Annotated in this window: 24 protein-coding genes; 13 read left to right on the top strand and 11 right to left on the bottom strand. The window is 67.7% G+C overall.

All coding sequences use genetic code 11. From position 1 onward, the window contains the following. Positions 1-4 precede the first annotated feature (4 nt). Together DELCS14_RS26090 and DELCS14_RS26085 are read left to right on the top strand one after the other, a co-directional pair. A complete protein-coding gene (locus DELCS14_RS26090; protein WP_012203166.1) occupies positions 5-667 on the top strand; it encodes a hypothetical protein in 663 nt (220 codons plus the stop codon). A gap of 26 nt (positions 668-693) precedes the next feature. Beyond that, positions 694-2,148: a CsgG/HfaB family protein gene (locus DELCS14_RS26085; protein WP_013804288.1), complete on the top strand. Its 1,455-nt coding sequence runs from the start codon at positions 694-696 to the stop codon at positions 2,146-2,148. A gap of 50 nt (positions 2,149-2,198) precedes the next feature. Here DELCS14_RS26085 and DELCS14_RS26080 read toward each other — a convergent pair whose 3' ends face one another. Together DELCS14_RS26080 and DELCS14_RS26075 are read right to left on the bottom strand one after the other, a co-directional pair. Then, on the bottom strand, positions 2,199-2,840 hold the full coding sequence (locus tag DELCS14_RS26080) for a histidine phosphatase family protein (protein ID WP_013804287.1): 642 nt from the start codon (positions 2,838-2,840) through the stop codon (positions 2,199-2,201). Between the two features lie 215 nt (positions 2,841-3,055). Then, a complete protein-coding gene (locus tag DELCS14_RS26075) occupies positions 3,056-3,547 on the bottom strand; it encodes a DUF2501 domain-containing protein (RefSeq protein ID WP_013804286.1) in 492 nt (163 codons plus the stop codon). A gap of 355 nt (positions 3,548-3,902) precedes the next feature. Here DELCS14_RS26075 and DELCS14_RS26070 point away from each other — a divergent pair, with 355 nt between their 5' ends. From DELCS14_RS26070 to DELCS14_RS26055, 4 genes are read left to right on the top strand one after another with little or no spacing between them, the layout of a single operon-like run. Next, positions 3,903-5,495 (top strand): ABC transporter substrate-binding protein, encoded by a 1,593-nt coding sequence (locus DELCS14_RS26070; RefSeq protein WP_013804285.1) that lies wholly within the window; start codon positions 3,903-3,905, stop codon positions 5,493-5,495. A gap of 6 nt (positions 5,496-5,501) precedes the next feature. Next, on the top strand, positions 5,502-6,467 hold the full coding sequence (locus DELCS14_RS26065) for an ABC transporter permease (protein WP_012203171.1): 966 nt from the start codon (positions 5,502-5,504) through the stop codon (positions 6,465-6,467). Then, positions 6,464-7,402, top strand: a complete 939-nt coding sequence (locus tag DELCS14_RS26060) for an ABC transporter permease (RefSeq protein ID WP_012203172.1) — start codon at positions 6,464-6,466, stop codon at positions 7,400-7,402. The genes DELCS14_RS26065 and DELCS14_RS26060 overlap by 4 nt, the downstream gene beginning before the upstream one ends. Then, positions 7,399-9,126: an ABC transporter ATP-binding protein gene (locus tag DELCS14_RS26055; RefSeq protein ID WP_013804284.1), complete on the top strand. Its 1,728-nt coding sequence runs from the start codon at positions 7,399-7,401 to the stop codon at positions 9,124-9,126. Before DELCS14_RS26060 ends, DELCS14_RS26055 begins: the two co-directional genes overlap by 4 nt. 74 nt (positions 9,127-9,200) lie before the next feature. On the opposite strand, the gene DELCS14_RS26050 is transcribed toward DELCS14_RS26055, so the two are convergent. From DELCS14_RS26050 to DELCS14_RS26035, 4 genes are all read right to left on the bottom strand, one after another. Next, positions 9,201-9,896 (bottom strand): DUF4136 domain-containing protein, encoded by a 696-nt coding sequence (locus tag DELCS14_RS26050; RefSeq protein WP_013804283.1) that lies wholly within the window; start codon positions 9,894-9,896, stop codon positions 9,201-9,203. A gap of 77 nt (positions 9,897-9,973) precedes the next feature. Continuing rightward, on the bottom strand, positions 9,974-10,966 hold the full coding sequence (ttcA, locus tag DELCS14_RS26045) for a tRNA 2-thiocytidine(32) synthetase TtcA (RefSeq protein WP_013804282.1): 993 nt from the start codon (positions 10,964-10,966) through the stop codon (positions 9,974-9,976). Next, positions 10,960-11,331 carry a dihydroneopterin aldolase gene (locus DELCS14_RS26040; protein ID WP_013804281.1) on the bottom strand — a complete coding sequence of 124 codons (372 nt, stop codon included), beginning with the start codon at positions 11,329-11,331 and terminating at the stop codon, positions 10,960-10,962. Before DELCS14_RS26040 ends, ttcA begins: the two co-directional genes overlap by 7 nt. 42 nt (positions 11,332-11,373) lie before the next feature. Next, positions 11,374-12,159, bottom strand: coding sequence for an SDR family oxidoreductase (locus DELCS14_RS26035; protein WP_013804280.1), 786 nt, complete (start codon positions 12,157-12,159; stop codon positions 11,374-11,376). 116 nt (positions 12,160-12,275) lie between these two features. Here DELCS14_RS26035 and DELCS14_RS26030 point away from each other — a divergent pair, with 116 nt between their 5' ends. Then, positions 12,276-13,289, top strand: coding sequence for an SAM-dependent methyltransferase (locus DELCS14_RS26030; protein WP_043796457.1), 1,014 nt, complete (start codon positions 12,276-12,278; stop codon positions 13,287-13,289). A gap of 27 nt (positions 13,290-13,316) precedes the next feature. Here the strand turns inward: DELCS14_RS26030 and DELCS14_RS26025 are convergent, their stop codons facing one another. Next, complete coding sequence (locus DELCS14_RS26025; RefSeq protein ID WP_043796932.1) at positions 13,317-14,213, bottom strand: hypothetical protein; 897 nt, start codon at positions 14,211-14,213, stop codon at positions 13,317-13,319. A 145-nt stretch (positions 14,214-14,358) separates the two neighbouring features. On the opposite strand from DELCS14_RS26025, the gene DELCS14_RS26020 reads away from it, so the two are divergent. Then, on the top strand, positions 14,359-14,553 hold the full coding sequence (locus DELCS14_RS26020) for a DUF2905 domain-containing protein (RefSeq protein ID WP_012203183.1): 195 nt from the start codon (positions 14,359-14,361) through the stop codon (positions 14,551-14,553). A 74-nt stretch (positions 14,554-14,627) separates the two neighbouring features. Further along, a complete protein-coding gene (gene trxC / locus DELCS14_RS26015; protein ID WP_013804276.1) occupies positions 14,628-15,062 on the top strand; it encodes a thioredoxin TrxC in 435 nt (144 codons plus the stop codon). Positions 15,063-15,104: 42 nt separating this feature from the next. Here the strand turns inward: trxC and DELCS14_RS26010 are convergent, their stop codons facing one another. Then, positions 15,105-15,788, bottom strand: a complete 684-nt coding sequence (locus DELCS14_RS26010; RefSeq protein ID WP_013804275.1) for a response regulator transcription factor — start codon at positions 15,786-15,788, stop codon at positions 15,105-15,107. Between the two features lie 70 nt (positions 15,789-15,858). On the opposite strand from DELCS14_RS26010, the gene DELCS14_RS26005 reads away from it, so the two are divergent. Further along, a complete protein-coding gene (locus tag DELCS14_RS26005) occupies positions 15,859-17,811 on the top strand; it encodes a sensor histidine kinase (RefSeq protein ID WP_013804274.1) in 1,953 nt (650 codons plus the stop codon). Between the two features lie 25 nt (positions 17,812-17,836). On the opposite strand, the gene DELCS14_RS26000 is transcribed toward DELCS14_RS26005, so the two are convergent. After that, positions 17,837-19,090 (bottom strand): multifunctional CCA addition/repair protein, encoded by a 1,254-nt coding sequence (locus DELCS14_RS26000; protein WP_012203187.1) that lies wholly within the window; start codon positions 19,088-19,090, stop codon positions 17,837-17,839. Positions 19,091-19,184: 94 nt separating this feature from the next. Between DELCS14_RS26000 and DELCS14_RS25995 the strand changes: the two genes are divergently transcribed. Beyond that, positions 19,185-20,726 carry a M20/M25/M40 family metallo-hydrolase gene (locus DELCS14_RS25995; RefSeq protein WP_013804273.1) on the top strand — a complete coding sequence of 514 codons (1,542 nt, stop codon included), beginning with the start codon at positions 19,185-19,187 and terminating at the stop codon, positions 20,724-20,726. A gap of 32 nt (positions 20,727-20,758) precedes the next feature. Here DELCS14_RS25995 and DELCS14_RS25990 read toward each other — a convergent pair whose 3' ends face one another. Further along, the gene (locus DELCS14_RS25990) at positions 20,759-21,448 is read right to left on the bottom strand and encodes a glutathione S-transferase family protein (protein ID WP_013804272.1); all 690 of its coding nucleotides are present in this window, start codon (positions 21,446-21,448) and stop codon (positions 20,759-20,761) included. A gap of 97 nt (positions 21,449-21,545) precedes the next feature. Between DELCS14_RS25990 and queC the strand changes: the two genes are divergently transcribed. After that, positions 21,546-22,295, top strand: a complete 750-nt coding sequence (gene queC / locus DELCS14_RS25985; protein WP_170962089.1) for a 7-cyano-7-deazaguanine synthase QueC — start codon at positions 21,546-21,548, stop codon at positions 22,293-22,295. A 141-nt stretch (positions 22,296-22,436) separates the two neighbouring features. Here the strand turns inward: queC and DELCS14_RS25980 are convergent, their stop codons facing one another. Beyond that, positions 22,437-23,009: a 5-formyltetrahydrofolate cyclo-ligase gene (locus DELCS14_RS25980; protein WP_012203191.1), complete on the bottom strand. Its 573-nt coding sequence runs from the start codon at positions 23,007-23,009 to the stop codon at positions 22,437-22,439. A gap of 15 nt (positions 23,010-23,024) precedes the next feature. Here DELCS14_RS25980 and DELCS14_RS25975 point away from each other — a divergent pair, with 15 nt between their 5' ends. After that, positions 23,025-25,004, top strand: coding sequence for a lytic transglycosylase domain-containing protein (locus DELCS14_RS25975; protein ID WP_013804270.1), 1,980 nt, complete (start codon positions 23,025-23,027; stop codon positions 25,002-25,004). Positions 25,005-25,067: the final 63 nt, after the last annotated feature.

Below are 25,067 nucleotides of genomic sequence, written 5' to 3'. Positions count from 1 at the left end.
CTCCATGAAAAAGCTCTTCACCACCGTCGCCGTTGCCGCCGCCATGGCCAGCCCCGCCCTGACACAGGCCCAGTTCTCCATGCCCTCCATCCCGGGTGTCGGCAAGCTCATGGGCGGCAGCGGCTCTGCCGACGTGGCCGGCCAGGGCGACGCACTGGTGCGCAGCTATGTGGGCGCCAGCAAGGAGGTGCTCAGCGCCAATGCCAAGATGGCCACGGCCCTGGGCCTGAAGGAGCAGGCCGCCAGCGCCGCCAGCACGGCGGACAGCCTGGGTGACGGCGCGACCATCGGCGCGCTGGGCGATGGCAACAAGGTGGTCTCCGACACCAGCGGCGCGATTGCCGAGTCCATGGCGAAGAAGCCCGTGCTCGATGCCGCCTCCAAGGCCACCTTCGCCGAGGGGCTGGTGCACCTGGTCAACGGCAGCGTGAAGTACGCCGGCATGGGCAAGGATGTATCGGTCATGGGCAAGAGCCTGCAAAGCGCCAACCCCATGCAGCTGACCAAGCTCACCTCCGCGGCCTGGGTGGTGTCCAAGTTCCCCGGCTCGGCCTCCGACCTGTTCAGCACCGTGCAGACGGCCATTGCCTTCGCGCGGGCCAACGACATCGAGGTGCCGGCCAATGCGGCCGACGCCACGGCCGCGCTGGGCACGCTCAAGCTGTGATCCGGTACAGGCAAGGAGCACTTTCTATGCGTACCCGCATCATTGCGGCCGTCGTGGCTGCCTGCGCCGCCATGTCCGGCTGTGGCGACAAGCCATCCGAGCAGCCCAGGACCGACGCGCCTGAACAACCCCAAAGCGTCGCCCCGCCCGTGCCCGACGTGGGCAGGCTGGAGACCGTCGAGGTCCAGGTCATCGGTCTGGGCCAGTCCCCTGGCGAAGCCATGGCGCAGGCGCTGCAGATGGCGCTGCTGCAGGTCAATGGCGCCGTGATCCAGTCCGCCTCGGTCACGGCCAAGTACGGTCTGGATGTGGCGCTGGGGCAGGACGCCGCCTCGCTGCGCGCCAGCGCCTTCGCCGAGGTGGTCAAGCAAAAGTCCGGTGGCGTCATCCAGTCGGTCCAGGTGGTGGATCTGGAGGAACCCAAGCCTTGGGCCAAACGCTACAAGTACACCATCAAGGCCAACATTTCCAAGTTCAAGCCTTCGGCCGAGATGCAGAAGATCAAGGTCGTTGTGGGGCCGGTGCGCTTCGAGCAGGCCTCGCTGCCCATGGGCGACCGCAGCGTCTCCGCCGCCGAGGTGGGTGCAACGCTGAGGCAACGCATCAGCGACGCCCTGGTGCAGACAGGCCGCTTTGCCGTGCTGGACCGCGAATTCAGCCCCGAGATCGAGCAGGAACTGGCCATCATCGCCACGGGCCAGGCGCCCAGCGCCGAGTTGGCCAAGCTGTCCCAGGCCGCCAGCGCCGATCTGGTGTGGAGCGCCCGCGTCAGCAGCTTTGCCTACAACCGCCATGCCCGCCAGCTCAAGACCAGCGACCGCCAACTGGTGAGCTACTCAGGCGGCTGGGCCCTGTCGCAGAAGCTGGTGAACGTGGCCACGCGCCAGGTCACGGCCTCGGATTCGCTGCGCGGCTCCGTCCCTTCCACGGCACCGACCACGCTGGGCGCGGGCGTGGATGGCAACAAGGTCATGACCGACATGAGCGATGCGCTGGTCGCCGGCGTGGTCAGCTCCATCCTGCAGCGCACCTTTCCGCTGACCGTGGTCGCCCGCGATGGCGAAAGCGTGGTGCTGAGCCAGGGCGGCCAGGCCGTGAAGGAGGGCGCGCGCTACCAGGTGGTGGCCATGGGCAAGGAGATGAAGGACCCGCAGACCGGGCAAAGCCTGGGGCGCCTGGAGTCACCGTGCTGCGAACTGGTGGTCGATCGCGTGACCCCCAACCTCTCCTACGGCCACCTGGAGAACATGCGCGGCGGCATGGAAGACCTGCCACCGGGCGGGCTGCAGGTGCGTGAGGTGCTGAAGGCATCCGCCGCGCCCGTGCTGGCTGCACAGGCTGCATCAGGTGATACGGCCGCGGCCGCTGAGCCCCAGGCCGCACCGGCCCGTGCTGCACAACCGCCCGCAGCACGCCGCGCGGCATCGCCCGCCAAGGAGGCCGATGCCCCGGTCGGCAAGAAGGACGACGACAACTGGTAAGCGACAAGTGGCGGGGAGGTGCGCTGCGGCGCCCTTCCCCATGCGGGTGCTTAGCTGAAAACCTCGTCGCGCGCACCGCCTTCCAGGTGCTGCACATCGCCCCAGCCGACCAGGCCCAGGCCCTGGGGCGTCCACAGCAGGCGGTTGATGGCCGCGTTGCCCAGCGCCCAGGTGCGGGGCGCCTGCACTTCCTGGTGCGTGGCCAGGCGGTAGAGCACATCCATCACGCCGCCATGCGCCACGATCACGATCTGCTCGCCGGGATGGCCACTGGCCAGCCGGTTCACCGTGGCCGAGATGCGGTCGCGCAGCATCAGCAGCGACTCGCCGCCGCCAGCGGGCACGAACTCGGGATCGCGCTTGCGCCAGCGCAGCGCATCTTCCGGGTGGGACGCCTCGATATCGCTGAAGGTCTGGCCCTCGAAGCTGCCGAAGCAGCGCTCGCGCAGGCCCTTGTCGGCCGTCAGCGTCGCCCCCGTGCTTGCGGCCACGGCCTCGGCCGTGACATAGGCACGCAGAAGGTCGCTGCTGTAGATGGCGGCTACCGGCTCACCCGCCAGGGCCTTGCCGGCCTGGGCGGCCTGCCAAAGTCCCATGTCGTTCAGAGGAATGTCCAGATGGCCCTGGATGCGGGCGTCCACATTCCAGGCGGTTTCTCCGTGGCGGATGGCAATGATGCGCGTGGCTTGCATGAGGGGCTGGCGTGGGGTGCTGCAAAAAGAGCAGGCATTGTCCCGCAAGCTGCGGGAGCCTGCATGGCCCAGGTGCGCAGGCCAAGTGGATCCTTGGCATAGTCAACTAAAAGGCGAAACTGGCGCGCCCTAAACCCAGGGACACCGAGGAAGGGCCGCCCCGCACCGAGGGTGTCGTCCCCCTCAGGGGGAAGGCGCGCAGCGCCTCAGGGGGATCAAATAAGACTTTTTGCGTTGTTCAGCACGAAATCGCAGGCCTTTTCCTTGAGGTCGCCCTTGAGCTTGTCGATGCTGAAGCTCTTGCCGTTGGAGCCAGTGACCAGGCCGCCCAGGCCGTTCTGGAATCCCGTGTCCTTGGGCTCTTCCTGCTTTTGCATGCCCAGCTTGCCCAGCAACTGGTCCTTGACCTGGGCCGCCTTGTCGGCATTGAGGTAGTTGTTCTTCATGCAGTAGGAGATGACGCCTGCCGCATTGCCGGCCGTGGCCGAGGGGCTCAGGCCCAGGGCGGACAGCGCACCCGCACCGCCTGCCCCCGCGCCCAGCATGCCGCCGAGGCCGGAGCCGGCGCCTTCGCTGCTGGCGGCGGCCTTGTCACCGCCAAGGCCCGAGGCCTGGCGCAGCGAGTCGCCCAGGCCCGACGCCTGGGCAGGCAGGGCGCCCAGGCCCAGCATGGCGCACAGCAGTGCGCTGGCAATGGATGTCTTCATGGATGCTTCCTTTCCGCGGAAACCCGCAGGCTCGATACAGGGCCTGAAATTAGCACGCCGTGCGGCGCAGACCTGTGCCCGATTGCAAACCTTTGCCAGAGCGGGCCGTGGCGGTCTTTCGCGTTTTCACTAGCTGTCAAAGCCGTTGGCCTGTCCATGATGGCCGCACGCCAATGGCGGGCCGCAGGCGGCGGTCTTGTTATTTGGAAATGGCTTTTAAGTATAAAAATCAATTCAACAAGCTGTAAAAGTTATTTACAGTGGGGCGCACCTATATGGCCCGCTTCTTGCGGCGCCCGGGCTGCTGCGTCGCATGACCGCCGCCCTTCCAATCAATCCACAGGGGAGCAGACAAATGATCATGAAGATTCTGGGCAGTTCTTTGCTGGCCGCAGGCCTGTTGACCTCGGCCGCGCTGGCCCAGGCCGAGACCGTGCGCTGGGCGCGCGGCTCCGATCCGACGTCGCTGGACCCGCATGCCTTCAACGTGGGCACCAATTTCGTGCTGCTGCACCAGATCTACGAAACCCTGGTCATCCGTTCGGCCGACGGCAAGCTGGTGCCCACGCTGGCCACCTCGTGGAAGATGACCTCCGACCCGTCGGTCTGGGAGTTCAAGCTGCGTCCCAACGTCAAGTTCCATGACGGCACGCCGTTCACGGCGCGCGACGTGGTCTTCTCGCTGAACCGCGCCAAGGGCGAGAACGCCCAGGTCAAGTCCCTGCTGTCCTCGATGGAGGAGGCCAAGGCCGTGGACGATCTCACGGTGCAGGTGAAGACCAAGGGCCCGAACCTGATCTTCCCCGACAACCTGACCAATCTCTTCATCATGAGCGAGAAGTGGTCCAAGGCCAACGGCGCCGAGACCACGCAGGACACGGCCAGCAAGACCGAGAACGGCGCCACGCGCGCAGCCAACGGCACGGGCGCCTATGTGCTGGCTAGCCGCGAGGTCGATTCGAAGACGGTGATGAAGCTCAACCCCGATTACTGGGGCAAGGGCCAGTTCCCGCTGCAGGTGACCGAGCTGGTCTACCTGCCCATCAAGTCCCCGGCCACGCGCGTGGCGGCCCTGCTGTCGGGCGAGGTGGACTTCGCCCAGGACATTCCCGCGCAGGACGTGGCGCGCCTGAAGCAGGACAAGCGCCTGCGCATCAATGAAGGCCCCGAGAACCGCTCCATCTTCCTGGGACTGAACGTGGGTGCGGCAGAGCTCAAGAGCAGCAACGTCAAGGGCAAGAATCCGCTGGCCGATCCCAAGGTGCGCCAGGCCATCGAGCTGGCCATCGACCGCGATGCGATCAAGCGCTCGGTGATGCGCGGCCTGTCGATTCCCACGGGCGTGATCGCGCCGTCGTTCGTCAATGGCTACGACAAGGCCTTCGCGGCCTATCCCAAGGCGGATGCCGCCAAGGCCAAGCAGCTGCTGGCCGAGGCGGGCTACCCCAACGGCTTCACCATCACGCTGAACACACCCAATGACCGCTATGTGAACGACGAGGCCATTGCCACGGCGGTGGCGGGCTTCCTGGGCCGCATCGGCATCAAGACCGAAGTCTCGGCCCGGCCGATCGCCATGCACAGCGTGTCGCTGACCAAGGCGGACAGCGACTTCTACCTGTACGGCTGGGGCGTGCCCACCTATGACTCGGCCTACATCTTCGACTTCCTGGTGCACACGCGCGGCAAGGACAGCCGTGGCGCGCAGAACGCGACGCACTACAGCAATGCCGATGTGGATGCCAAGATCCTGTCCCTGTCCTCGGAGAGCGACAAGGCAAAGCGCGATGCAACCATCAAGAGCATCTGGGAGACCGTGCAAAAGGAGCGCTTCTACATTGCGCTGCATGACCAGGTGATCCACTTCGCGTCCGTGCCCCGGATCAATGTGCCCGTGCACCCGGACAACGCGCTGCACTTCAAGTTCGTCAAGTTCGAGAAGAAGTAAGCACCGATGCTGGTCCATCTGCTGCGCCGGCTGGGCCAGTCCGCCCTGGTCCTGCTGGCCGTTTCCTTTGTCTCGTTCATGGTGTTCCGCCATATCGGCGATCCCACGATCAGCCTGCTGGGCGAGGACGCGACGGTTGCCGAGCGCGAGGCGCTGACGGAAAGCCTGGGCTTCAACAAGCCCGTGCCCCTGCAGTACCTGGGCTACGTGGGCAAGGTGCTGCAGGGCGACCTGGGCATCTCCTACCGGCTCAAGCGCCCCGTGACCGAGATCATTGCCGAGCGCCTGCCCGCCACGCTGGAGCTGGCGATGACGGCGGCGCTGTTCGCCCTGGTCATCGGCGTGGCGCTGGGCGTGTACACGGCCATACGGCGAGAGGGCTGGCTGAGCCGCTCGATCATGACGGTGTCGCTGGTGGGCGTGTCCCTGCCCACCTTCCTGATCGGCATCGCCCTGATCTACCTGTTTGCCGTGGAGCTGCGCTGGCTGCCGTCCTTCGGGCGCGGCGAGACGGTGAAGCTGGGCGGCTGGGAGACCGGGCTGCTGACGGCCTCGGGCTGGTCGGCGCTGATCCTGCCGGCCATCACGCTGGGCTTCTACAACATGACGCTGATCATGCGCCTGGTGCGCGCCGAGATGCTGGAGGTGCTGCGCGCCGACTACATGCGCTTCGGCCGTGCGCGCGGGCTGCGCGAGCGCGACCTGTACTTCGGCCATGCGCTGCGCAACACCCTGATTCCCGTGATCACCATCGCGGGCCTGCAGATCGGCTCGCTGATCGCCTTTGCCATCGTCACCGAGACCGTGTTCCAGTGGCCCGGCGTGGGCCTGCTGTTCATCTCCTCCATCCAGGGCGTGGACGTGCCGCTGATCGCCGCCTACCTGATGTTCATCGCGCTGCTGTACGTGGGTATCAACCTGCTCGTCGATTTCCTGTACGTGATCGTGGACCCCCGCTTGAGAAACCGATGACCGATTCCGCCAAACAAGCAATCCCTCCCACGGGCTGGCGCGCCAGCGACTCGCCGGTCAAGCGCGCCTTTGCACGCTCGCGCCTGGTGCAGGCGGCGGCGCTGGTGCTGGCGCTGATCGTGGCGGCCACGCTGCTGTCGCCCTGGCTGGCCTGGCAGAACCCCTTCGATCCCGCCAATCTGGACCTGATGGATGCCTTCACGCCCCCGGGCCAGGCGGGCACCAGCGGCACGCTGTACGCGCTGGGCTCGGACGACCAGGGCCGCGATGTGTGGAGCGCCATCCTCTATGGGCTGCGCATGTCGGTGCTGGTGGGCGTGTCGGCCGTGGGGCTGTCCCTGCTGATCGGCGTGCCGCTGGGCCTGGTCTGCGGCTATGCGGGCGGCTGGTTCGACACGCTGATGATGCGCATCGCCGATGTGCAGCTGACCTTTCCCGTGATCCTGGTGGCGCTGCTGGTCTTCGGCATCGCACGCGGCCTGCTGCCCGAGGGCTACCGCGACGACATGGCGGTCTTCGTGATCATCGTGGCCATCGGCCTGTCCGACTGGGTGCAGTACGCACGCACCGTTCGCGGCGCGGTGATGGTGGAAAAGCACAAGGACTACGTGCTGGCGGCCCAGCTCATTGGCCGCAGCCGCGTGGCCATCCTGGTGCGCCACATCCTGCCCAACCTGCTGGCGCCCATCCTGGTGATCGCCACCATCAGCTTCGCGCATGCCATCGTGGCCGAGTCCACGCTGTCCTACCTGGGCGTGGGCCTGCCGCCCACCCAGCCTTCGCTGGGCACGCTGATCCGCATCGGCCAGGGCTTCCTGTTCTCGGGCGAGTGGTGGATATTGCTGTTCCCCTCGCTGGTGCTGCTGGCGCTGGCGCTGTCCGTCAACCTCGTCGGCGACTGGCTGCGCGACGCACTGAACCCCAAGCTGCAATGAGCACGACACAAGAATCCGGGCAGCCCCCTGCACAGCCTCCGGTGCTGAGCGTTCGCGGCCTGTCCGTCACCTTCGACACCTACAAGGGCCCCGTGCAGGTGCTGGACGATGTGTCCTTCGACATCGCGCCCGGCGAGATCCTGGGCGTGGTGGGCGAGTCAGGCGCGGGCAAGTCCATGACGGGCGCCGCCGTGATCGGCCTGATCGAGCCGCCGGGCCGCATCTCGGCCGGCACGGTGCAGCTGCGCGGCGAGCGCATCGACACGCTGCGCGGCGAGGACCTGCGGCGCATACGCGGCCGGCGCATAGGCTCCATCTTCCAGGACCCGCTGACCAGCCTGAACCCGGTCTATACCGTGGGCCGGCACCTGGTGGAGACCATCCGCACGCACCTGCCCGTCTCCGAGAAGGAGGCTGAAGCGCGCGCGCTGGCCCTGCTCGAAGAGGTGGAGATCCCGCAGGCGCGCGAGCGCATGGCCCAGTATCCGCACCAGTTCTCGGGCGGCATGCGCCAGCGTGTGGCCATCGCCCTGGCGCTGTGCGCCGAGCCCGAACTCATCATTGCCGACGAGCCCACCACGGCGCTGGACGTATCCGTGCAGGCGCAGATCATTGCCCTGCTGCGCCGCGTGTGCAAGGAGCGCGGCGCGGCCGCCATGCTGATCACGCACGACATGGGCGTCATCGCCGAGACGGCCGACCGCGTCATGGTCATGTACCAGGGCGGCGTGCTGGAAACCGGCCCCGTGCGCCAGGTGCTGGACGCACCGCAGCAGCCCTACACCCAGGTGCTGATGGGCGCCATTCCCAGCGTGCACCACCGCGTGCAGCGCCTGCCCGTGCCCGAGGTGGGCGGCGGCCCGGCCGCGCCCGCCGTGCCCTGGCAGCCTGGGGCCGGTGCGCAGGAGCCCGCGGCTGCCCTGCTGGAGGTCAGGGATCTGTGCAAGGAGTTCGACCTGTCCAGCGGCTGGCTGGCCCGGCTGCTGGCGCGCGAGGACAAAAAGATCCTCAAGGCCGTGGACGGCGTCGGCTTCTCCATCCGCAGGGGCTCCACCTTCGGCCTGGTCGGTGAGTCCGGTTCGGGCAAATCCACGGTGGCGCGCATGGTGGCGGGGCTGACGCCGCCCACCAGCGGCACCGTGCTGTTCGACGGCGTGGACAAGTGGAGCCCGGCCGCCCAGACCGTGGCCATGCGCCGGCGCTTCCAGATGATTTTCCAGGACCCGTATGCCAGCCTGAACCCGCGCTGGACCGTGCAGGAACTGATTGCCGAGCCCCTGCAGGTGCTGGCCCTCACGGCCGGCAAGGACGAGACGGCCGAGCGCGTGCAGGAGGCGCTGCGCCGCGTGCGCATGAAGCCCGACGATGCGCGCAAGTATCCGCACCAGTTCTCGGGCGGGCAGCGCCAGCGCATCGCCATCGCGCGCGCCCTGGCCAGCCGGCCCGAGTTCATCATCTGCGACGAGCCCACCTCGGCGCTGGACGTCTCGGTCCAGGCCCAGGTGCTCAACCTCATGCGCGACCTGCAGGAGGAGTTCGGCCTGACCTATCTGCTCATCAGCCACAACCTGGCCGTGATCCGCCACATGTGCGACGACATCGGCGTCATGCAGCGCGGCCGCCTGGTCGAGACCGGCGAGGCCGGCGCCGTGCTCGATGCGCCGCAGCATGCATACACGCGCGCGCTGATGGCTGCCGTGCCGGATATGGAGCATGTGCACTGAGGCACTGCTTCAAGCGCCATCACCATGCAAAAAAGGCCTGCGGATGCAGGCCTTTGCTTCTGAGACACGATGACTTACCGGGCGGGTGCTGGCGTGGCCGGTGCTGCCTGCGCCGCAGGCGCCGCCTGGGCCGGCGGCTGCGCCGGCGCGCCACCCTGCTGCACCGGACCGATGGTGGTGCGCACCACGCGCGAGCCCTTGGGCGGGTTGGGGAAGCCGGTCAGGGCGGCGTCGAACAGGATGCCGAAGATGGCCGGGTCGTCGGTCCACACATCCTGGCGCTGGGCCGAGGTCTCGTAGACGATCTGCTGCGTGGTGGCGTTGCGCATCACGATGCTGACGGCGCGGTAGTACTCCAGCGGCGGGCCGTCGAACATGAAGCTGCCGCCAAAGCCCATGCCCCAGCCGCGCCCGTAGCCCACGCCCCAACCCCAGCGCGGGCCGCCCCAGCGGTCGTAGTAGGGCCAGGCGGCGTAGTCTCGCGCATAGCGTGCGTCGGCGCCGATCTGCACGATCAGGCTGGCCCGGGAGTCGTCACGCTGCAGGCCCACGCGGCCCAGGGCCTGCTGGGCCTGGGACTCGATGGCCGCGAAATGCGTCTGCGCCTCGCGTTGCGAGGGCAGCACTTCCAGGCGGTAGGTGGGCGGCGCGGGCAGGGCGCCCAGCGTGGAATAGCTCTGGACGGTGCTCTGGACTTCGCGCACGCTGGCGCAGCCCGTGAGCAAGGCCGTGGCCACGATGGCCAGGACATGGATGCAGCGCAGCTTCATGGTGTACTCCTTGGTCGAAAAAAGGCCCGTTTGCACGGGCCTTGGTTGGAGTGGGGCGATTGTTATAGGTTCAGCCGTCAGGACGACAGTTGTACCACCTGCAGGCCGGGCAGTGATGCGGAGACGGGCATCTCTTCATGGTCGAAGGCCATGTCGCCGTTGGGGTCGGCAATGCCGGTGGCCTTGGCGTTCTTGAAGTCGTGCAGTTCGGGGTCCATCATGTGCGTGGTCACGATGTGGCCCATGGCGCGGAACATGCTTTCCACGCGGCCCGGGAATTTCTTGTCCCATTCGCGCAGCAGCTCGCCCACGGCCACGCGCTGCAGGCCGTCCTGGCTGCCGCAGAGGTTGCAGGGGATGATGGGGAAGTTCTGGTACTGGGCCCAGCGGACGGTGTCCTTCTCGGGCACGTAGCACAGCGGGCGGATCACCACATGCTTGCCGTCGTCCGAGACCAGCTTCGGGGGCATGCCCTTCATGCGGCCGCCGTAGAACATGTTGAGCATCAGCGTCTGCACGATGTCGTCGCGGTGGTGGCCCAGGGCCACCTTGGTGCAGCCCAGCTCGTCGGCCACCTTGTACAGGATGGCGCGGCGCAGGCGCGAGCACAGGCCGCAGGTGGTCTTGCCCTCGGGCACCACGCGCTTGACCACGCTGTAGGTGTCCTGCGTTTCGATGTGGTAGTCCACGCCGATGCTCTTGAAGTACTCGGGCAGCACATGGTCAGGAAAACCGGGCTGCTTCTGGTCGAGGTTCACGGCCACCAGCTCGAATTTGACGGGCGCGCGCTTTTGCAGCTTGCGCAGCACGTCCAGCATCGTGTAGCTGTCCTTGCCGCCCGACATGCAGACCATGATCTTGTCGCCTTCCTCGATCATGTTGAAGTCGGTGATGGCGCGGCCCACCTCGCGGCACAGGCGCTTTTCCAGCTTGACCTGTTCGCGCTCGATCTTGATGCGGTTGCCGTTCGCGGTATGGGCTTGGGCATCCGCATCGGCGGCGGCGGTTTCGGGGGCGGCTTCTTCGGCCAGCCAGGGGTTGTCGGTCACTGCATTCATGGGGTTCACCATTGTCCGGTTTCGATGCGAATGGCCACTTCGCAGTCTTCAAAGATTTCCAGCTTGGCGATTTTCACGCGCACGCCCAGCACGCCGGGCAGCTGCATCAGGCGCTGGGCCAGCTTGCCGATCAGGCTCTCCAGCAGGTTCACATGCTCGGCCGTGCATTCATCGATGATGATCTGGCGCACCTTGCGGTAGTCCAGCACATGCAGGATGTCGTCGTCGCGCGGCGCCAGCGGTTGGGTGCCCAGGCTCAGCTCGGCATCGACCTGGATTGGCTGGGGCATCTGTTTTTCGTGGGCGAGGATGCCCAGGTTGGCGTCGAAGCGCAAACCCGTGAGCGTCAGGATCTGTTGTCCGGTGGCGGAGTGCATGGGGAAAAGCCGTGGAGTGTTTGGGGTGGCGCGCGCAGGCGCCTACATCATGGAAAAGTCGCGCTCGAAGCGCTGCAGGTGCTGGCCGCCATCGACCAGCAAGGTGGTGCCGGTGATGGACTGGTTGTCCAGCGCAAAGCACACGGTGGCGGCCACGTCGGCCGCGCTGGACGAGCGGCCCAGCGGGCTGAGGCGGTGCAGCGACTCGAAGCGCTCCTGGCTCAGCATGTGGCTGGTCAGCGTCAGGCCCGGGGCCACGCCGACGACGCGCACGCGCGGTGCCAGCGCCAGCGCCAGCATGGTGCCGGCGGCCTCGAGAGCCGCCTTGGACAGCGTGTAGCTGAGGAAATCGGGGTTCTGGTTCCAGAGCTTCTGGTCCAGCATGTTGATCACGGCGCCGCTGGCATGCTCCTCGCCAGCCGCCACGCGGTCCTCGATATGGGCATGCAGCGCATGGGCCAGCAGGATGGGCGCGCCGGTGTTGCTGCGCAGGTGGGCTTCCAGGGCCACGTAGCTGAAGCTGCCTGCATCGTCGTGCTCGAACAGCGAGGCGTTGTTGACCACGGCATCCAGGTGGCCGAAGTGCGCCACGGCGCGCGGCACCAGGGAGCGCACCGAATCCTCGTTGAAGAAATCGGCATCCAGGGCGGCGCTGTCGCCGGCCAGTTCAGCGCAGGCGGCGGCCGTCTCCAGCGCCTCGTCGTGCGAGTCGCGGTAGTGCACGGCCACTTGCCAGCCGGCGCTGGCAAGCGCGAGCGCGATGTCGCGCCCCAGGCGGCGGGCCGCGCCGGTCACCAAAACGGTGCGTGTTCGGGCAGGTGTGGACATTCGAGGACAATGTACGGATCGTGACGACAGAACCCTCAATTTTAACGGCCGCCCTGCAATCCCGTGTTGCGCAAGAGATTGCGTCCTCTGGAGGCTGGCTGGCTTTCGACCGTTTCATGGCCCTGGCACTGTACGAGCCGGGCCTGGGCTACTACGCCAATGACACCGCCAAGTTCGGGCTGATGCCATCGTCGGGCAGCGATTTCGTGACCGCGCCCGAGATGTCTCCGGTCTTCGGCCAGCTGCTGGCCGCCCAGGTAGCCGAGGCGCTGCAGCGCACGCATACCCGCGAAGTCTGGGAGTTTGGTGCCGGCACGGGCGCGCTGGCGCTGCAGGTGCTGGACGAGCTGGCCGCCCTGGGCGTGCGGCCGGACCGCTACACCATCGTCGATCTGTCGGGCACGCTGCGCGCGCGCCAGCAGCTCAGGCTGGTGAAGTACGAAGGACTGGTGCACTGGGCCGATGCCCTGCCCGATCGGCTCGAAGGCGTGGTCATCGGCAACGAGGTGCTGGATGCCATGCCCGTGCAGTTGCTGGTGCGCAAGGCAGGTGTCTGGCACGAGCGCGGCGTGGTGCTGCAGCCGGACGGCAGCCTGGGCTGGGAAGACCGGCCCACGCAGCTGCGCCCGCCCATGGAGATCGAGGGCGAGCACGACTACCTGACCGAGATCCACCCGCAGGGCGAGGCCTTCATCCGCACGCTGGGCGAGCGCATGGCGCGGGGCGCTGCCTTCTTCATCGACTACGGCTTCGGCGAGTCCGAATACTTCCACCCGCAGCGCCACATGGGCACCCTGGTCTGCCACCGCCTGCACAAGGTGGACGACGACCCGCTGGCCGAGGTCGGCCTCAAGGACATCACGGCCCACGTGAACTTCACGGGCACGGCCGTGGCCGCGCAGGAGGCGGGCTTCGAGGTGCTGGGCTATACCTCGCAGGCCCACTTCCTCATCAACTGCGGCCTGGGACCCAAGCTCGACGCCCTGGCCCAGGGCCCGCGCGCCATGGCCACCAAGCTGATGATGGAGCACGAGATGGGCGAGCTGTTCAAGGTCATCGGCCTGGCCAAGGGCGTGGAGCCCTGGGACGCCATGGGCTTTGTGCGCGGCGACCGCACGCACCGCCTGTAGCCGCCGGCCAGAGCTCCGCCCCGGGCCTCAGCGCTGGACGCTGCGGCCGTTGCTCACCTCGTAGGCCGTCTGGTCCTTGAGGTTGATGCGGTAGATCTCGCGCGTGACGTTGCCCGAGAAACCCAGCTCCACGATGGACAGGTTCTCGAACGTGGTCGTGAAGCCGCCGGGCAGGATGCGGTTCAGGCGCGCGGCGGTCTCGCCCATGGCGCGCTCGATCTCGGGCGTGAAGGTGGCTTCGCTGTAGACCAGGGTGTTGTGCGGGTTGTGGCTGCGCACCTCCTTGCCGGCCTGCACCTGGTTGATGCCGCTGACGCCCACGCTTTGCACCATGGTCTTGGCCGAATCGTTCATGCGGGCATAGACGGGCCCCGTCACGCGCGGCAGCGGGCCGTCGCGCAGCGGTGCCATGGCGGCGGTGGCGCGGGTGTTGAAGTCCATCATGGCCTCGTAGGCCGGGCCGGACTTGACGATGCCCAGGTCCAGCCACCACGGCTTGCCGGCGCCCTTGGCGGCCTCGGTGGTGTAGAAATTCTTCAGGTGCACGTCCTGCAGCACGGGCGGCAATGCCGGCAGGGCGGCCAGCATCTTGCGCGGCGTGGTCGGGTCGGCGCTGTGGATATGCACCACGGTGACATGGGGCAGGTTGAAGGTATTGGCCTCGGCCACCAGCTTCAGGCCCAGCAACTGCTCGTGCACCACGGGCGTGACCTGGCTGTCCATGATGGCCGTGGCATCGGCCGGCAGTCGGTAGACCAGGCCATAGGTGGCCTGGTGGGCGCGGAAATCGCTGCGCTGCAGGGCGCTGTTGTCGATGGCGCCCGACGCTGCGGCTGCCGTGGTGGGGGCCGGAGCGCTGGCGCAGGCCGCCAGCAGGGCGGCGGGCAGGATGGCGAGAAGAAGGCGCCTGGATGTGTGTTGCATGGTGGGGTTGTCTTGTTGCGGCATGGAGCCATGGAAGAAGGGGGCTTGTCGCGAATGGTCCCGAAGCCTCCCGCCACGGGACTTTCCCAATGTAGGACGCCCATGTGTCCTGCCCATGACGCGCCGCCGCCGTACACTCGGCGCCATGATCCGCTGGCTCCTCGTCATCTTCCTGGCCCTGCTGCTATTCAATGGCCTGCACGCCTGGCTGGAGCGCATAGGCCTGGGCCGCCTGCCGGGCGACTTCCGCTTTCGCCTGTTCGGCCGCGTGATTTTTCTGCCCATTGCCAGCACCGTGTTGCTCAGCGTGATTGCCGCCCTGATCGCCAAGCTGGTCTGAGCATGGCTTGAAGCACGGGCGCGCCGCCCGTATATGCAGGCATTGCCCCATGACTTCCGAACAAGAGGCCGCCCATGTCCGACAAGCTGCATTTCGTCTGCCCCCATTGCCACACCACCAACCGCATTGCGGCCGACCAGCTCGGTAGCGCGCCTGACTGCGGCAGCTGCCACCAGCCGCTGGTCACCGGCCAGCCCGTGGCGCTGGATGCGCAAAGCTTTGCCAAGCATGTGGGGCGCAGCCAGGCGCCGGTGGTGGTGGACTTCTGGGCGCCCTGGTGCGGCCCCTGCCGCATGATGGCGCCGGCCTTCGAGCAGGCGGCGCAGGCGCTGGCGCCCGGCGTGCAGCTGGCCAAGCTCGATACCGAAGCCCATCCCCAGGCCGCTGAGCCCTACAACATCCGCAGCATCCCGACCATGGTGGTGTTCAAGGAGGGACGCGAGATCGCCCGTGTCTCCGGCGCTTTGCCGGCCGGCGAGATCGTGCGCTGGGTGCGTTCGGTCGTCTGATTTCTCTGCGGGGCCCAAGGCCGGGCGCCTTCAGGCCCGCCCTCAGGCCTGCACTTCGCCCGCCTGGTAGAAGCAATAGCCGCTGTTGCGCAGCGTCTTGACGGGGAGTTGCTGGCCGCTGGCCTCCTCCACCTTGCGGCGCAGCCTGCGCATCTGGGTGTCCAGGCGGCGCTGGTCGTAGACCAGGTAGTCGCCGCCCAGGGCCTGCACGATCTTTCGGCGGCTCACCTCGGTGCCTGCCTGGCCCATGAGGCACTGCAGCACCAGCAGGTCCTGCTGGGAGAGCGCGACCGGCGGGGCCGAGGGGGGCAGCAGGCGGCTCGGGCCCAGCTGCAACAGCCAGCGTGCCTGGCGCTGCTGCAGGCCCAGGCGGCGCACCAGCGCGGCCAGCGTGGCCTCCAGCTCGTCCAGATCACAGCCTTTGCCCAGGTAGTGGTCGGCTCCGTTTTCCAGGCCGTCGATGCGGTTGGCGCTGGTGTTGTGCGCGCTGAACACGATGATGCCCAGTTGCTGGCCCTGCTGGCGCAGGCGCTGGATCAGGGCCAGGCCGCTGCCATCGGGCAGGCCGATGTCGATGATGGCCAGGCGGTGGCGCCGGGCGTCGAAGTGGCGGTCGAACTCCTGCAGGCTGGCAACGCATTGCGGCGCGTAGCCCAGGCCCTCCAGGAATTCACCCAGTTCATGGCGCAGCACGGGCTCGTCTTCGAGCAGGATCACATCAAGCATGGGGAGGAAGGGGGCGGAGCGGCGAGGCCGGGAGGCTGGTGTACGCTGGCGGCCCTGTGGTGGACCTCCGATGCGATATTACCGTGCAACCCTCCTGCTGCTGGCCTGGCTGCTGTGTCCGCTGCTGACCCAGGCCCAGGCGCTCCTGCTGAACCCCGATGTGCCCATGCTGGAGACCGCCGGTCAGTGGCAGCGGCTCGATGACGCCGCTGGCCTGCTCGATGCCGGGCAGGCCGACGCCGCCCCCGGATGGCAGCCGCTGCCCGGTCACCTGAACGCCAGCTTCACACAGGTGGCGGTCTGGCTGCGCATGCCGCTGCAGGTGGAGCAGCCCGGCAGCTGGATGCTGCTGCTGGGCAATGCCCTGCTGGACGAGGTGGAGGTCCACGTGCGCAGATCCGGTGGCCCCTGGCAGCTGCTGGGGCGCAGCGGCGAAGAAGTGCCGCGCCACGCCTGGCCGGTGGACTACCGCAGTCCGGCATTCCAGTTCGAGCCGCCTGCCGCCGGGTCTTACGAGTTGCTGGTGCGCCTGCGCGCGCGCAACGCGCTCGTCACCCGCATCGATCTGTGGCAGCGACTGGCGTTCGACAACCACACGCGGCGCGAGGCCCTGTCGTTCGGCCTGTATTTCGGGCTGTACCTGCTGTTGATCGGCGTGCAGCTGGTGTTCTGGCTGGGCACGCGGGCCCCCTTGAGCGGCCTGTTCCTGGCCTATCTCAGCGTCTGCGTGCTCAATGAGGTGGTATCGCTGGGGCTGGTGCAGCAGCTGACGGGCCTGCCCGGGTTCTGGAGCGACCGCCTGCTGGGATGCGGCATTGCCGCCGCCCTGGCGATTTCCATACAACTGGCCTGCAGGCAGCTGGACCTGGCGTCGCTGTATCCGCGGCTGGTGCGCCAGATCGTGCCGCTGCTGTGGCTGTTCAGCCTGTGCTGCATGCTGCTGGTGGTGTCGGGTCACTACTCGGCGGGCATGGTCCCGGTGCAGGCCATGACCCTGCCGCTGACCCTGGGCTTTCTCACGTTCGCCCTTTGGCTGTGGCGGCGCGGCCATGCCCCGGCGCGGTTCTTCATGCTGGCGTTCGGCATCTTCTATGCCGGCGTGCTGATCTCTTTCCTGCGCAACCTGGGCTGGCTGCCCATGAACGCGCTGACCGCGCTGGTGTCCACGCATGCGTCCGCGCTGGGCACCATGGCGCACATGCTGCTGCTCAGCGGCTGGATCATCGGCGGATACGAGCACAGGCGCCGCGTTCGAGAGCGGGAGCAGGTGCTGCTGGAGGCCGAGCTTGTACAGCGCCAGTTGCGCGAGAGTGAACTCAGCGAGGCGCTGGTGCTGGAGCGCAGGGTCCGCCAGGAGCAGCGCGACTTTGTCGCCATGGTCTCGCACGAACTGCGCACACCGCTGGCCATCATCCTGACCAGTGCGCAGCAACTGGCGCGCAATCTGGCGGCACCGCCCGACAAGACGCTGGCACGCAGCCGCAACATCCGCGAAGCCGCCCAGCGCCTGCTGGCCCTGGTGGACGACTGCCTGGCCGACGACCGCATGGCCGAACCCCAGCCCCATGCCGAGCCACGCCTGCAGCCCTGCGACCTGCATGCGCTGGTGGATGGCTTGTGCCTGGACTTTGCGCCCGGCCGCATCGTCTGCCACCTGGGCGGGGGCACGCAGCAATTGATCACCGATGCCGGCCTGCTGCGCATCGCGCTGCGCAATCTGCTGGCCAATGCAGACCGCCACACGCCCGAAGGCGAATCGTTCCGCCTGGACGTGACCAGGCAGGGTGAGGGTCTGGAGATCCAGGTCTCGAACCCGGCAGAGCCCATTGCCCAGGCGGACCAGGACCAGTTGTTCGAAAGGTATTACCGTGGCCGCAACGCCCAGCACCGGCCCGGCGCCGGGCTGGGGTTGTACCTGGTGCGGCGCATCGCCGAGCGGCTGGGCGGCAGCGTGGCCTTGTTGACGGCAGGAGGCGAGCAGCCCGTGTGCCTGCGACTGGTCCTGCCCGTGGCGCGAGCCTGATTCCCGTGTGTGGCGGCCTTTGCGCTCAGGCCGCCTGCGCCAGCCAATCGGCCACGGCCTGCGCGCGCGCCGCCTGCACGGCCTCGCCTATGGCCTTGCCCTGTTTGCCGCGCGCTGCGGCCTGGGCCGCGATGTCCGAGGTGGAGATGGACAGCGCGGCAGCCAGCGCATCGCGCAGGCGGGCACGCTGGGGGTAGGGCCGGTCCTCGAAACCCAGGCGCCCCCGCGCGTCGCATTCACAGGCCGCAAGGGCCTGCTCGAAGCGCGCGGGCTTGCGGATGGCGTCGCAGCGCTCCAGCAGGCGCACGATGGCGGCGCCGTTGAGCTCGCCGCTGCGGTGGATGTTGCCGTGCTCGCGCGCCACCACGTCGCCCAGTTCGCGGCAGTCGGTGGGCACGCGCAGCCGCTCGCCCACCTTTTCGGCCAGGCGGGCGCTGCGGTGCTCGTGTCCTATGTGGCGCGGCAGCACATCGGCCGGGGTCGTGCCCTTGCCCAGGTCGTGCACCAGGCAGGCGTAGCGCACGGGCAGCGGGGTGTCCAGCTGCGCGGCCATGTCCAGCACCATCATGGCGTGCACGCCGGTATCGACCTCGGGGTGGTACTCGGCGCGCTGGGGCACGCCCCACAGGCGCTCCAGCTCGGGCAGCAGCACGGCCAGCGCGCCGCATTCGCGCAGCAGCTCGAACATGCGCGAGGGCTGGCGCTCCATCAGGCCCCGGCTGATCTCCTGCCAGACGCGTTCGGGCACCAGGGCATCCACCTCGCCGGCGGCCACCATCTCTTGCATCAGGGCCATGGTTTCCGGTGCCACCGTGAATTCGTGGAACCGTGCCGCAAAGCGCGCCACGCGCAGGATGCGCACCGGGTCTTCGCGAAAGGCATCGGTCACATGGCGCAGTACCCGGGCCTGCAGATCGGCCTGGCCGCCGTAGGGATCGTCGATGGCGCCTTTGCCATCCCAGTCCGGGGGGGCGGCCATGGCGTTGATGGTCAGGTCGCGCCGGGCCAGGTCCTGCTCCAGCGTGACGTCGGGCGCCGCCTGCACGACGAAGCCGCGGTAGCCGGGCCCGCTCTTGCGCTCGGTGCGCGCCAGGGCGTACTCCTCGTGGGTTTCGGGATGCAGGAAGACGGGGAAGTCCCGCCCCACGGGCATGAAGCCGCGCTCGGCCATCTGCTCGGGCGTGGCGCCGACCACGACCCAGTCGCGGTCATGCACGGCCCGCCCCAGAAGGCGGTCGCGCACCGCGCCGCCCACCATGTACACCTGAAATTCGCTCATCCCGCAATGGTACGGCCTGGGCGGTGACATGATGGCGGGCTGCACCGGGCGCCCAGGGGCGCCGCATGCCCATTTTCCATTTGGAGACAAAACCATGGCTTGGTCCTTTCGACCGCGTGTTCCCGCCCTGATCCTGGGCCTGGCGGCTGCCGGCCTGCTGTCCGCAGCCAGCGCCGCACCGCTGGCCGACACCACCCGGCAGGCGGCCCGTGCCAGCCTGCATGAATGGGTCGAGGTGCTGGCCCTGCCCAACGACGCCAATGTGCCGGCCGACATCCAGAAGAACGTGGCCTGGTTTGCCAAGGCCTTCGAGCGGCGGGGCTTCGAGGTACGGCAACTGGCCAATGGCGACAAGCCCATGCTCATGGCCACGCTGCCGTCGGCTGGGCCCGGGCGCAAGACCGTGCTGTTCTACGCCCACCTTGATGGCCAGGCCGTCAAGCCCGAGGAGTGGCAGCAGGCCAGCCCCTGGCAGGCCACGCTCAAGCAGCGCCAGCCGGATGGCCGCTGGGCCACGCTGCCGCTGGAGCAGTTGTACGGCGAGCAGCCCGATCCGCAGTGGCGCGTGTTTGCGCGCTCGTCCTCGGACGACAAGGCGCCCATCGTCATGCTGCTGGCGGCATTGGATGCGCTCAAGGCCCAGGGCAAGCAGCCGGGCGTGGACATCAAGGTGCTGCTGGATTCCGAAGAGGAAAAGGGCTCTCCCACGCTGGGCCGCGTGATCGGCGAGAACCTGGCTGCGCTGAAGTCCGACGCCATGGTGGTGCTCGACGGTCCCATGCACGCCAGCAACCGGCCCACCCTGGTGTTCGGCAACCGGGGCATTGCCCAGGCCACGCTCACTGTCTATGGCGCCAGCCAGGAACTGCACAGCGGCCACTACGGCAACTACGCGGCCAATCCGGCCCAGACCCTGGCGCGCCTGCTGGCCAGCATGAAGGGCGATGACGGCAAGGTGCTGATCCAGGGCTACTACGACGGCATCGAGTTCGATGCGCAGGCACGCGAGGTGATGCAGGCCGTGCCCGACGACGAGGCCGCCCTGCGCAAGCGCCTGGGCATTGCGAAGGCCGAGACCGTGGGACGCAACTACCAGGAGTCCATGCAGTACCCCTCGCTGAACGTGCGCGGCCTGCAAAGCGCCGAGGTGGGCAGCAAGGCGCGTACCGTCGTGCCCTCCGTGGCCGTGGCCGAGATCGACATGCGCACCGTGCCCGAGACGCCTCCCGAGCGGCTGGAGAAACTGTTGCGCACCCATATCGAGGCCCAGGGCTTCCATCTGGTCGATGGCCCGCCCACGGCCGAGCAGCGTGCCAGCCACCCCAGGCTCGCCACCCTCAAGCTGGGCGGTGTATCAGCCTCCGGCTCTGCCGTTCGCACACCGTTGGACGCCCCTGTCGGCCAGTGGCTGCGCAAGGGCATGAACAAGGCCTGGGACAGCGACCCGGTGCAGATCCGCATGATGGGCGGCACCGTGCCCACGGGCGCGGCCGTGCAGGCGCTGAAGATTCCCTTCGTCATCGTGCCCCTGGTCAATGCCGACAACAACCAGCACAGCTTTGACGAGAACATGCGCCTGGGCAACTACTTCGATGGCGTGCACAGCCTGGTGCATCTGCTGGCCGAGCCGTTCTGACAGGCGCCGGACTGGCAGCAGACAGGAGGCACTCAGCCCGCCGCAGCCGTGCGGTACGGTTCCTCGAACGGCCGGAAATCATGCTCGGCCAGTGCGCCCTGCACCCAGTCCTGCACGCCCGGCAGGGCGCGCACGCGGCGCACATAGGCGTCGATGGCCGGTGCCACGGGCAGCTCATAGGTCGCCAGGCGCATGCACACGGGGGCGAAGAAGGCATCGACGATGCTGAACTGGTCGTACAGCATGGGGCCGCTGGCCGTGGACAGCAGCGGTTGCCACAGCTCGGACAGGTGCTGCACATCGTCGCGCAGTGCGACGTTCTCTGCCCATAGCCGCGCGCCGACCTCGGGCAGCTGGGCCTCGATGTTCATCGGGCACAGCGAGCGCAGGGCGCCGAAGCCGCTGTGCATCTCGGCGCAGAGGCTGCGCGCGCGGGCGCGATTCAGCGCCAGCGTGGGCCACAGGTGCTTTTCAGGGAATTTCTCGGCCAGGTACTCGCAGATGGCCAGGCTGTCCCAGATGGCCATGCCTTCATCCATGAGCACGGGCACGCGGCCCGAAGGCGAGAGCGCGCGGGCGCGCTGCTTGAAGGCGGACTGCTCGTCGAAGCTGTCAAAGCGCAGCATGACCTCTTCGAAAGCAATGCCGGCCTGGCGCATCAGCACCCAGGGGCGCATGGACCAGGACGAATAATTCTTGTTGCCGATATAGAGCGTGAGCATGGCCGCAACCTCCGCGATAGGCCCTACAGCTTAGCAAGCATGGCAGGAAAACCCATGTAGGAGCTGGGCGCTGCCTGGGCGCGCTCTAATGCGTGCCATGCAAAACGATAGCTCTTCTCCCCAGGCGCCAGCGGCGCGCCACACGGCTGCACTGGTCCTGTTTTCCGGCGGCCAGGATTCGACCACCTGCCTGGCGCAGGCGCTGTCGCTGTACGAGCGCGTCGAGACCCTCGGTTTTGACTACGGCCAGCGCCACAGCGTGGAAATGCAGGTGCGCCAGCAGGTGCGCGAGCGGCTGGCCAGGGACTTTCCCCAATGGGCTCCGCGCCTGGGCGATGACCATGTCCTCTCGCTGGACGTGCTGCAACAGATCGGCGGCTCCTCCCTGACCGAGGACGTGGCCTTCGCCATGCAGGCCGACGGCCTGCCCAACACCTTCGTGCCCGGCCGCAACCTGCTGTTCCTGACCCTGGCCGGCGCGCTGGCCTACCGGCGCGGCCTGTCGGTGATCGTCACCGGCGTCTGCGAGACCGACTACTCCGGCTACCCCGACTGCCGAGACGACACCATGAAGGCCATGCAGCTCGCCCTGAACCTGGGACTGGAGCGGCGCCTGCGCATCGAAACGCCCCTGATGTGGATAGACAAGGCCCAAACCTGGCAAATGGCCCACGACCTGGGCGGCGACACCCTGGTGGACCTCATCCAGCGCGACACCCACACCTGCTACCAGGGCACGCGCGAGACGCTGCACGACTGGGGCTACGGCTGCGGCACCTGCCCCGCCTGCGACCTGCGCGCCCGCGGCTGGCATCAATGGCAGGCGCAGCGCGAGACAGCAAACTAAAGAAGCACAGCGCTAAAAACCGGCGCGGCCAAAAGCGAGGGACACCGAGCAAGGGCCGCCCCGCAGTGAGGGTGTCGTCCCCCTCCCCCGCGAAGCGGGCAGAGAGGGGGAAGGCGCGCAGCGCCTCAGGGGGTGCTTGTTCTACACCGGCCAGACGACCCCATGGTCATTCAGGATGGCATCCAGCGGCAGGTCATGCGGCTCGGGCTCGAACTCGTCCACATAGCCGCAGCCGTAGCCCAGGCCCACGGTGAAGGGCTTGGGCTGCAGTTCAGCCAGGGTGCGGTCGTAGAAACCCCCGCCATAGCCCAGGCGGTAGCCGCCGGCCGCATAGCCCACGCAGGGCACGAACAGCAGGGTGGGGGTCAGGGTTTCGGTGTCCTTGGGCTTGGGAATGCCGTAGGCATCCTCTTCCATGGGACAGCCCGGGTACCAAGCGTGAAAGCTGAGTGTCTTACGCTGCTTGTCAATCACCGGCAGTCCGATTCGGCGCCTTTGTGGGGTACCCTGTAGCTCGCCATCTTCCTTCCAGCGGTGAAGCGCGGGCAGCGGATCGAACTCTCCCTTGATCGGCCAATAGGCGCCGATCACGGTGTCGGGCCGCTGTATCAGCCAAAAGCGCATGACCTGTTGCAGCGCGTCGGCGCGCTGCAGTCGGTCGGGAAGATTGAGGCGCTGGTCTATCAAGCTGCGGCGCAGGGCTGCTTTGTCCATCAGATAATTTCCTCCATGCACTGGCTGAAGATTTTGACACCGCTTTTGGCGGCTTCCCTCTGGACCACCGCAGCCACGCCTGCGCTGGCGCAAAACCGTGGCGACGATGTCTTGCTGGAAATGCAGCAGGCCTTCCGCAAAGGCGACAAGGCCAAGCTCACGCAGCTGCTGCCTTCTGCGCGTGGCCATGTGCTCGAACCTTGGGCCGCGTACTGGGAACTCAAGGCCCGGCTGGAAGAAGCCAGTGCCGATGAGATTCTGGGGTTTTTCAAGCGCTGGCCCGGCACCTACCAGGAAGACCGGCTGCGCAACGACTGGCTGCTGCTGCTGGGGCAGCGCCGCGACTGGGGCATGTTCGACCAGGTGCATGGTGCGTTTCGCATGCGCGATGACCGCTCCGTCAGCTGCTACGCCCTGCTGATCGACAGCATCAAGGGCCAGCCTGCTGCCAACCTGGGCCAGCAGGTGCGCGACCTGTGGTGGGCCCAGCGCGACGCCGACGACGGCTGCACCTACGCCGCCGGCGAGTTGTACGCGGCCAAGCAGATCAGCGAACCCGAAGTCTGGCGCAAGGCGCGCCAGGCGGCCGAGGCCAATCGCCAAAAGGCCACGCGCGATGCCGTGGCCATCGTCGCTCCCGAGGCCTTGCCCCAGGTGGCACAGGTCTTTGCCTCGCCCGCCAAGTACCTGGCCGGGCAGACGCGCGTGCGCGGTGCCGTGCCCAAGGAACTGGCGCTGCTGGCGTTGATCCGCATGGCCTCCAGCGACCCGGCGGCGGCGGCCACCCAGCTGGAAGGCGGCTGGGGTGCCCGGCTGACGGCCGAGGAGAACAACTGGGCCTGGGGCGTGATCGGCAAGCAGGCCGCGCTCAAGCTGCAGCCCGAGGCGGCGACCTATTTCGGCAAGGTGCGCAAGGACGGCGACCTCAGCGATGAACTGCTGGGCTGGAAGGTGCGCGCCGCGCTGCGCGCCGGCGACTGGCGCACGGTGCGCCGCGCCATCGACGCCATGGGTCCCGAGCGCACCGAACACACATGGACCTACTGGAAGGCGCGTGCCTTGCTGTCCGGCCGACCTAGCGAGCAGGAACGCTCCGAGGCGCGCCAGTTGCTGGAGGACATGGCCGGCCCCGGCAGCTTCTACGAGCAATTGGCGCTGGAGGACATCGGCCAGCGCGTGACGGCGCCCCCCCAGCCGGCGCCGCCCACGGCGCCCGAAAAGGCCGCCGCCCGCGCCAACCCCAGCCTGGTGCGCGGTCTCTACGCCATCCAGAACGGCCTGCGCAGCGAAGGCGTGCGCGAATGGAACTACGCCACCAACCTGCACCAGGCCGGCGGCATGAGCGACCGCGAACTGCTGGCCGCCGCCGATCTGGCCTGCCAGCAGCAGGTCTGGGACCGCTGCATCAACACCAGCGAGCGCACCCGCAGCTTTGCCGACTGGAGCCAGCGCTTTCCCATGCCCTTCCACGACACGGTGCTGGCGCGCTCGCGCTCCATCGGCCTGGACCCGGCCTACGTCTATGGCCTGATCCGCCAGGAAAGCCGCTTCATCATGGATGCCCGCTCGGGCGTGGGCGCCTCGGGCCTGATGCAGGTCATGCCGGCCACGGCCCGCTGGACGGCGCGCAAGATCGGCATGACGGACTTTTCTCCGTCCATGATCAATGACCGCGAGGTGAACATCACCATCGGCACCGCCTATCTGAAGCTGGCGCTGGACGATTTCGACGGTTCCATGGCGCTGGCTGCGGCAGGCTACAACGCCGGTCCCGGCCGCCCGCGCAACTGGCGCAACGGCCCGGTGCTCGACGCCGCCATCTGGGCCGAGAACGTGCCCTTCACCGAGACGCGCGACTACGTGAAGAAGGTGCTGTCCAACACCACCAACTACGCGGCGCTCATCACGGGCCAGCCCCAGTCGCTCAAGAGCCGCCTGGGCACCATCGGCCCCCGCGATGCAGCCACGCCCGACCCCAGCAAGGACCTGCCCTGAGCCGCACTTGACATTCCTGCGGGGTGCAGCGTCGCCTGGCGTTGCTACACTTGGTTACCGACA

The organism is Delftia sp. Cs1-4 (genome assembly GCF_000214395.1).
GTDB classification, from domain to species: Bacteria; Pseudomonadota; Gammaproteobacteria; order Burkholderiales; family Burkholderiaceae_C; genus Comamonas; species Comamonas acidovorans.
Note: the sequence above shows the minus strand (reverse complement) of the source record. Positions and strands in the feature narration are given on the sequence as shown.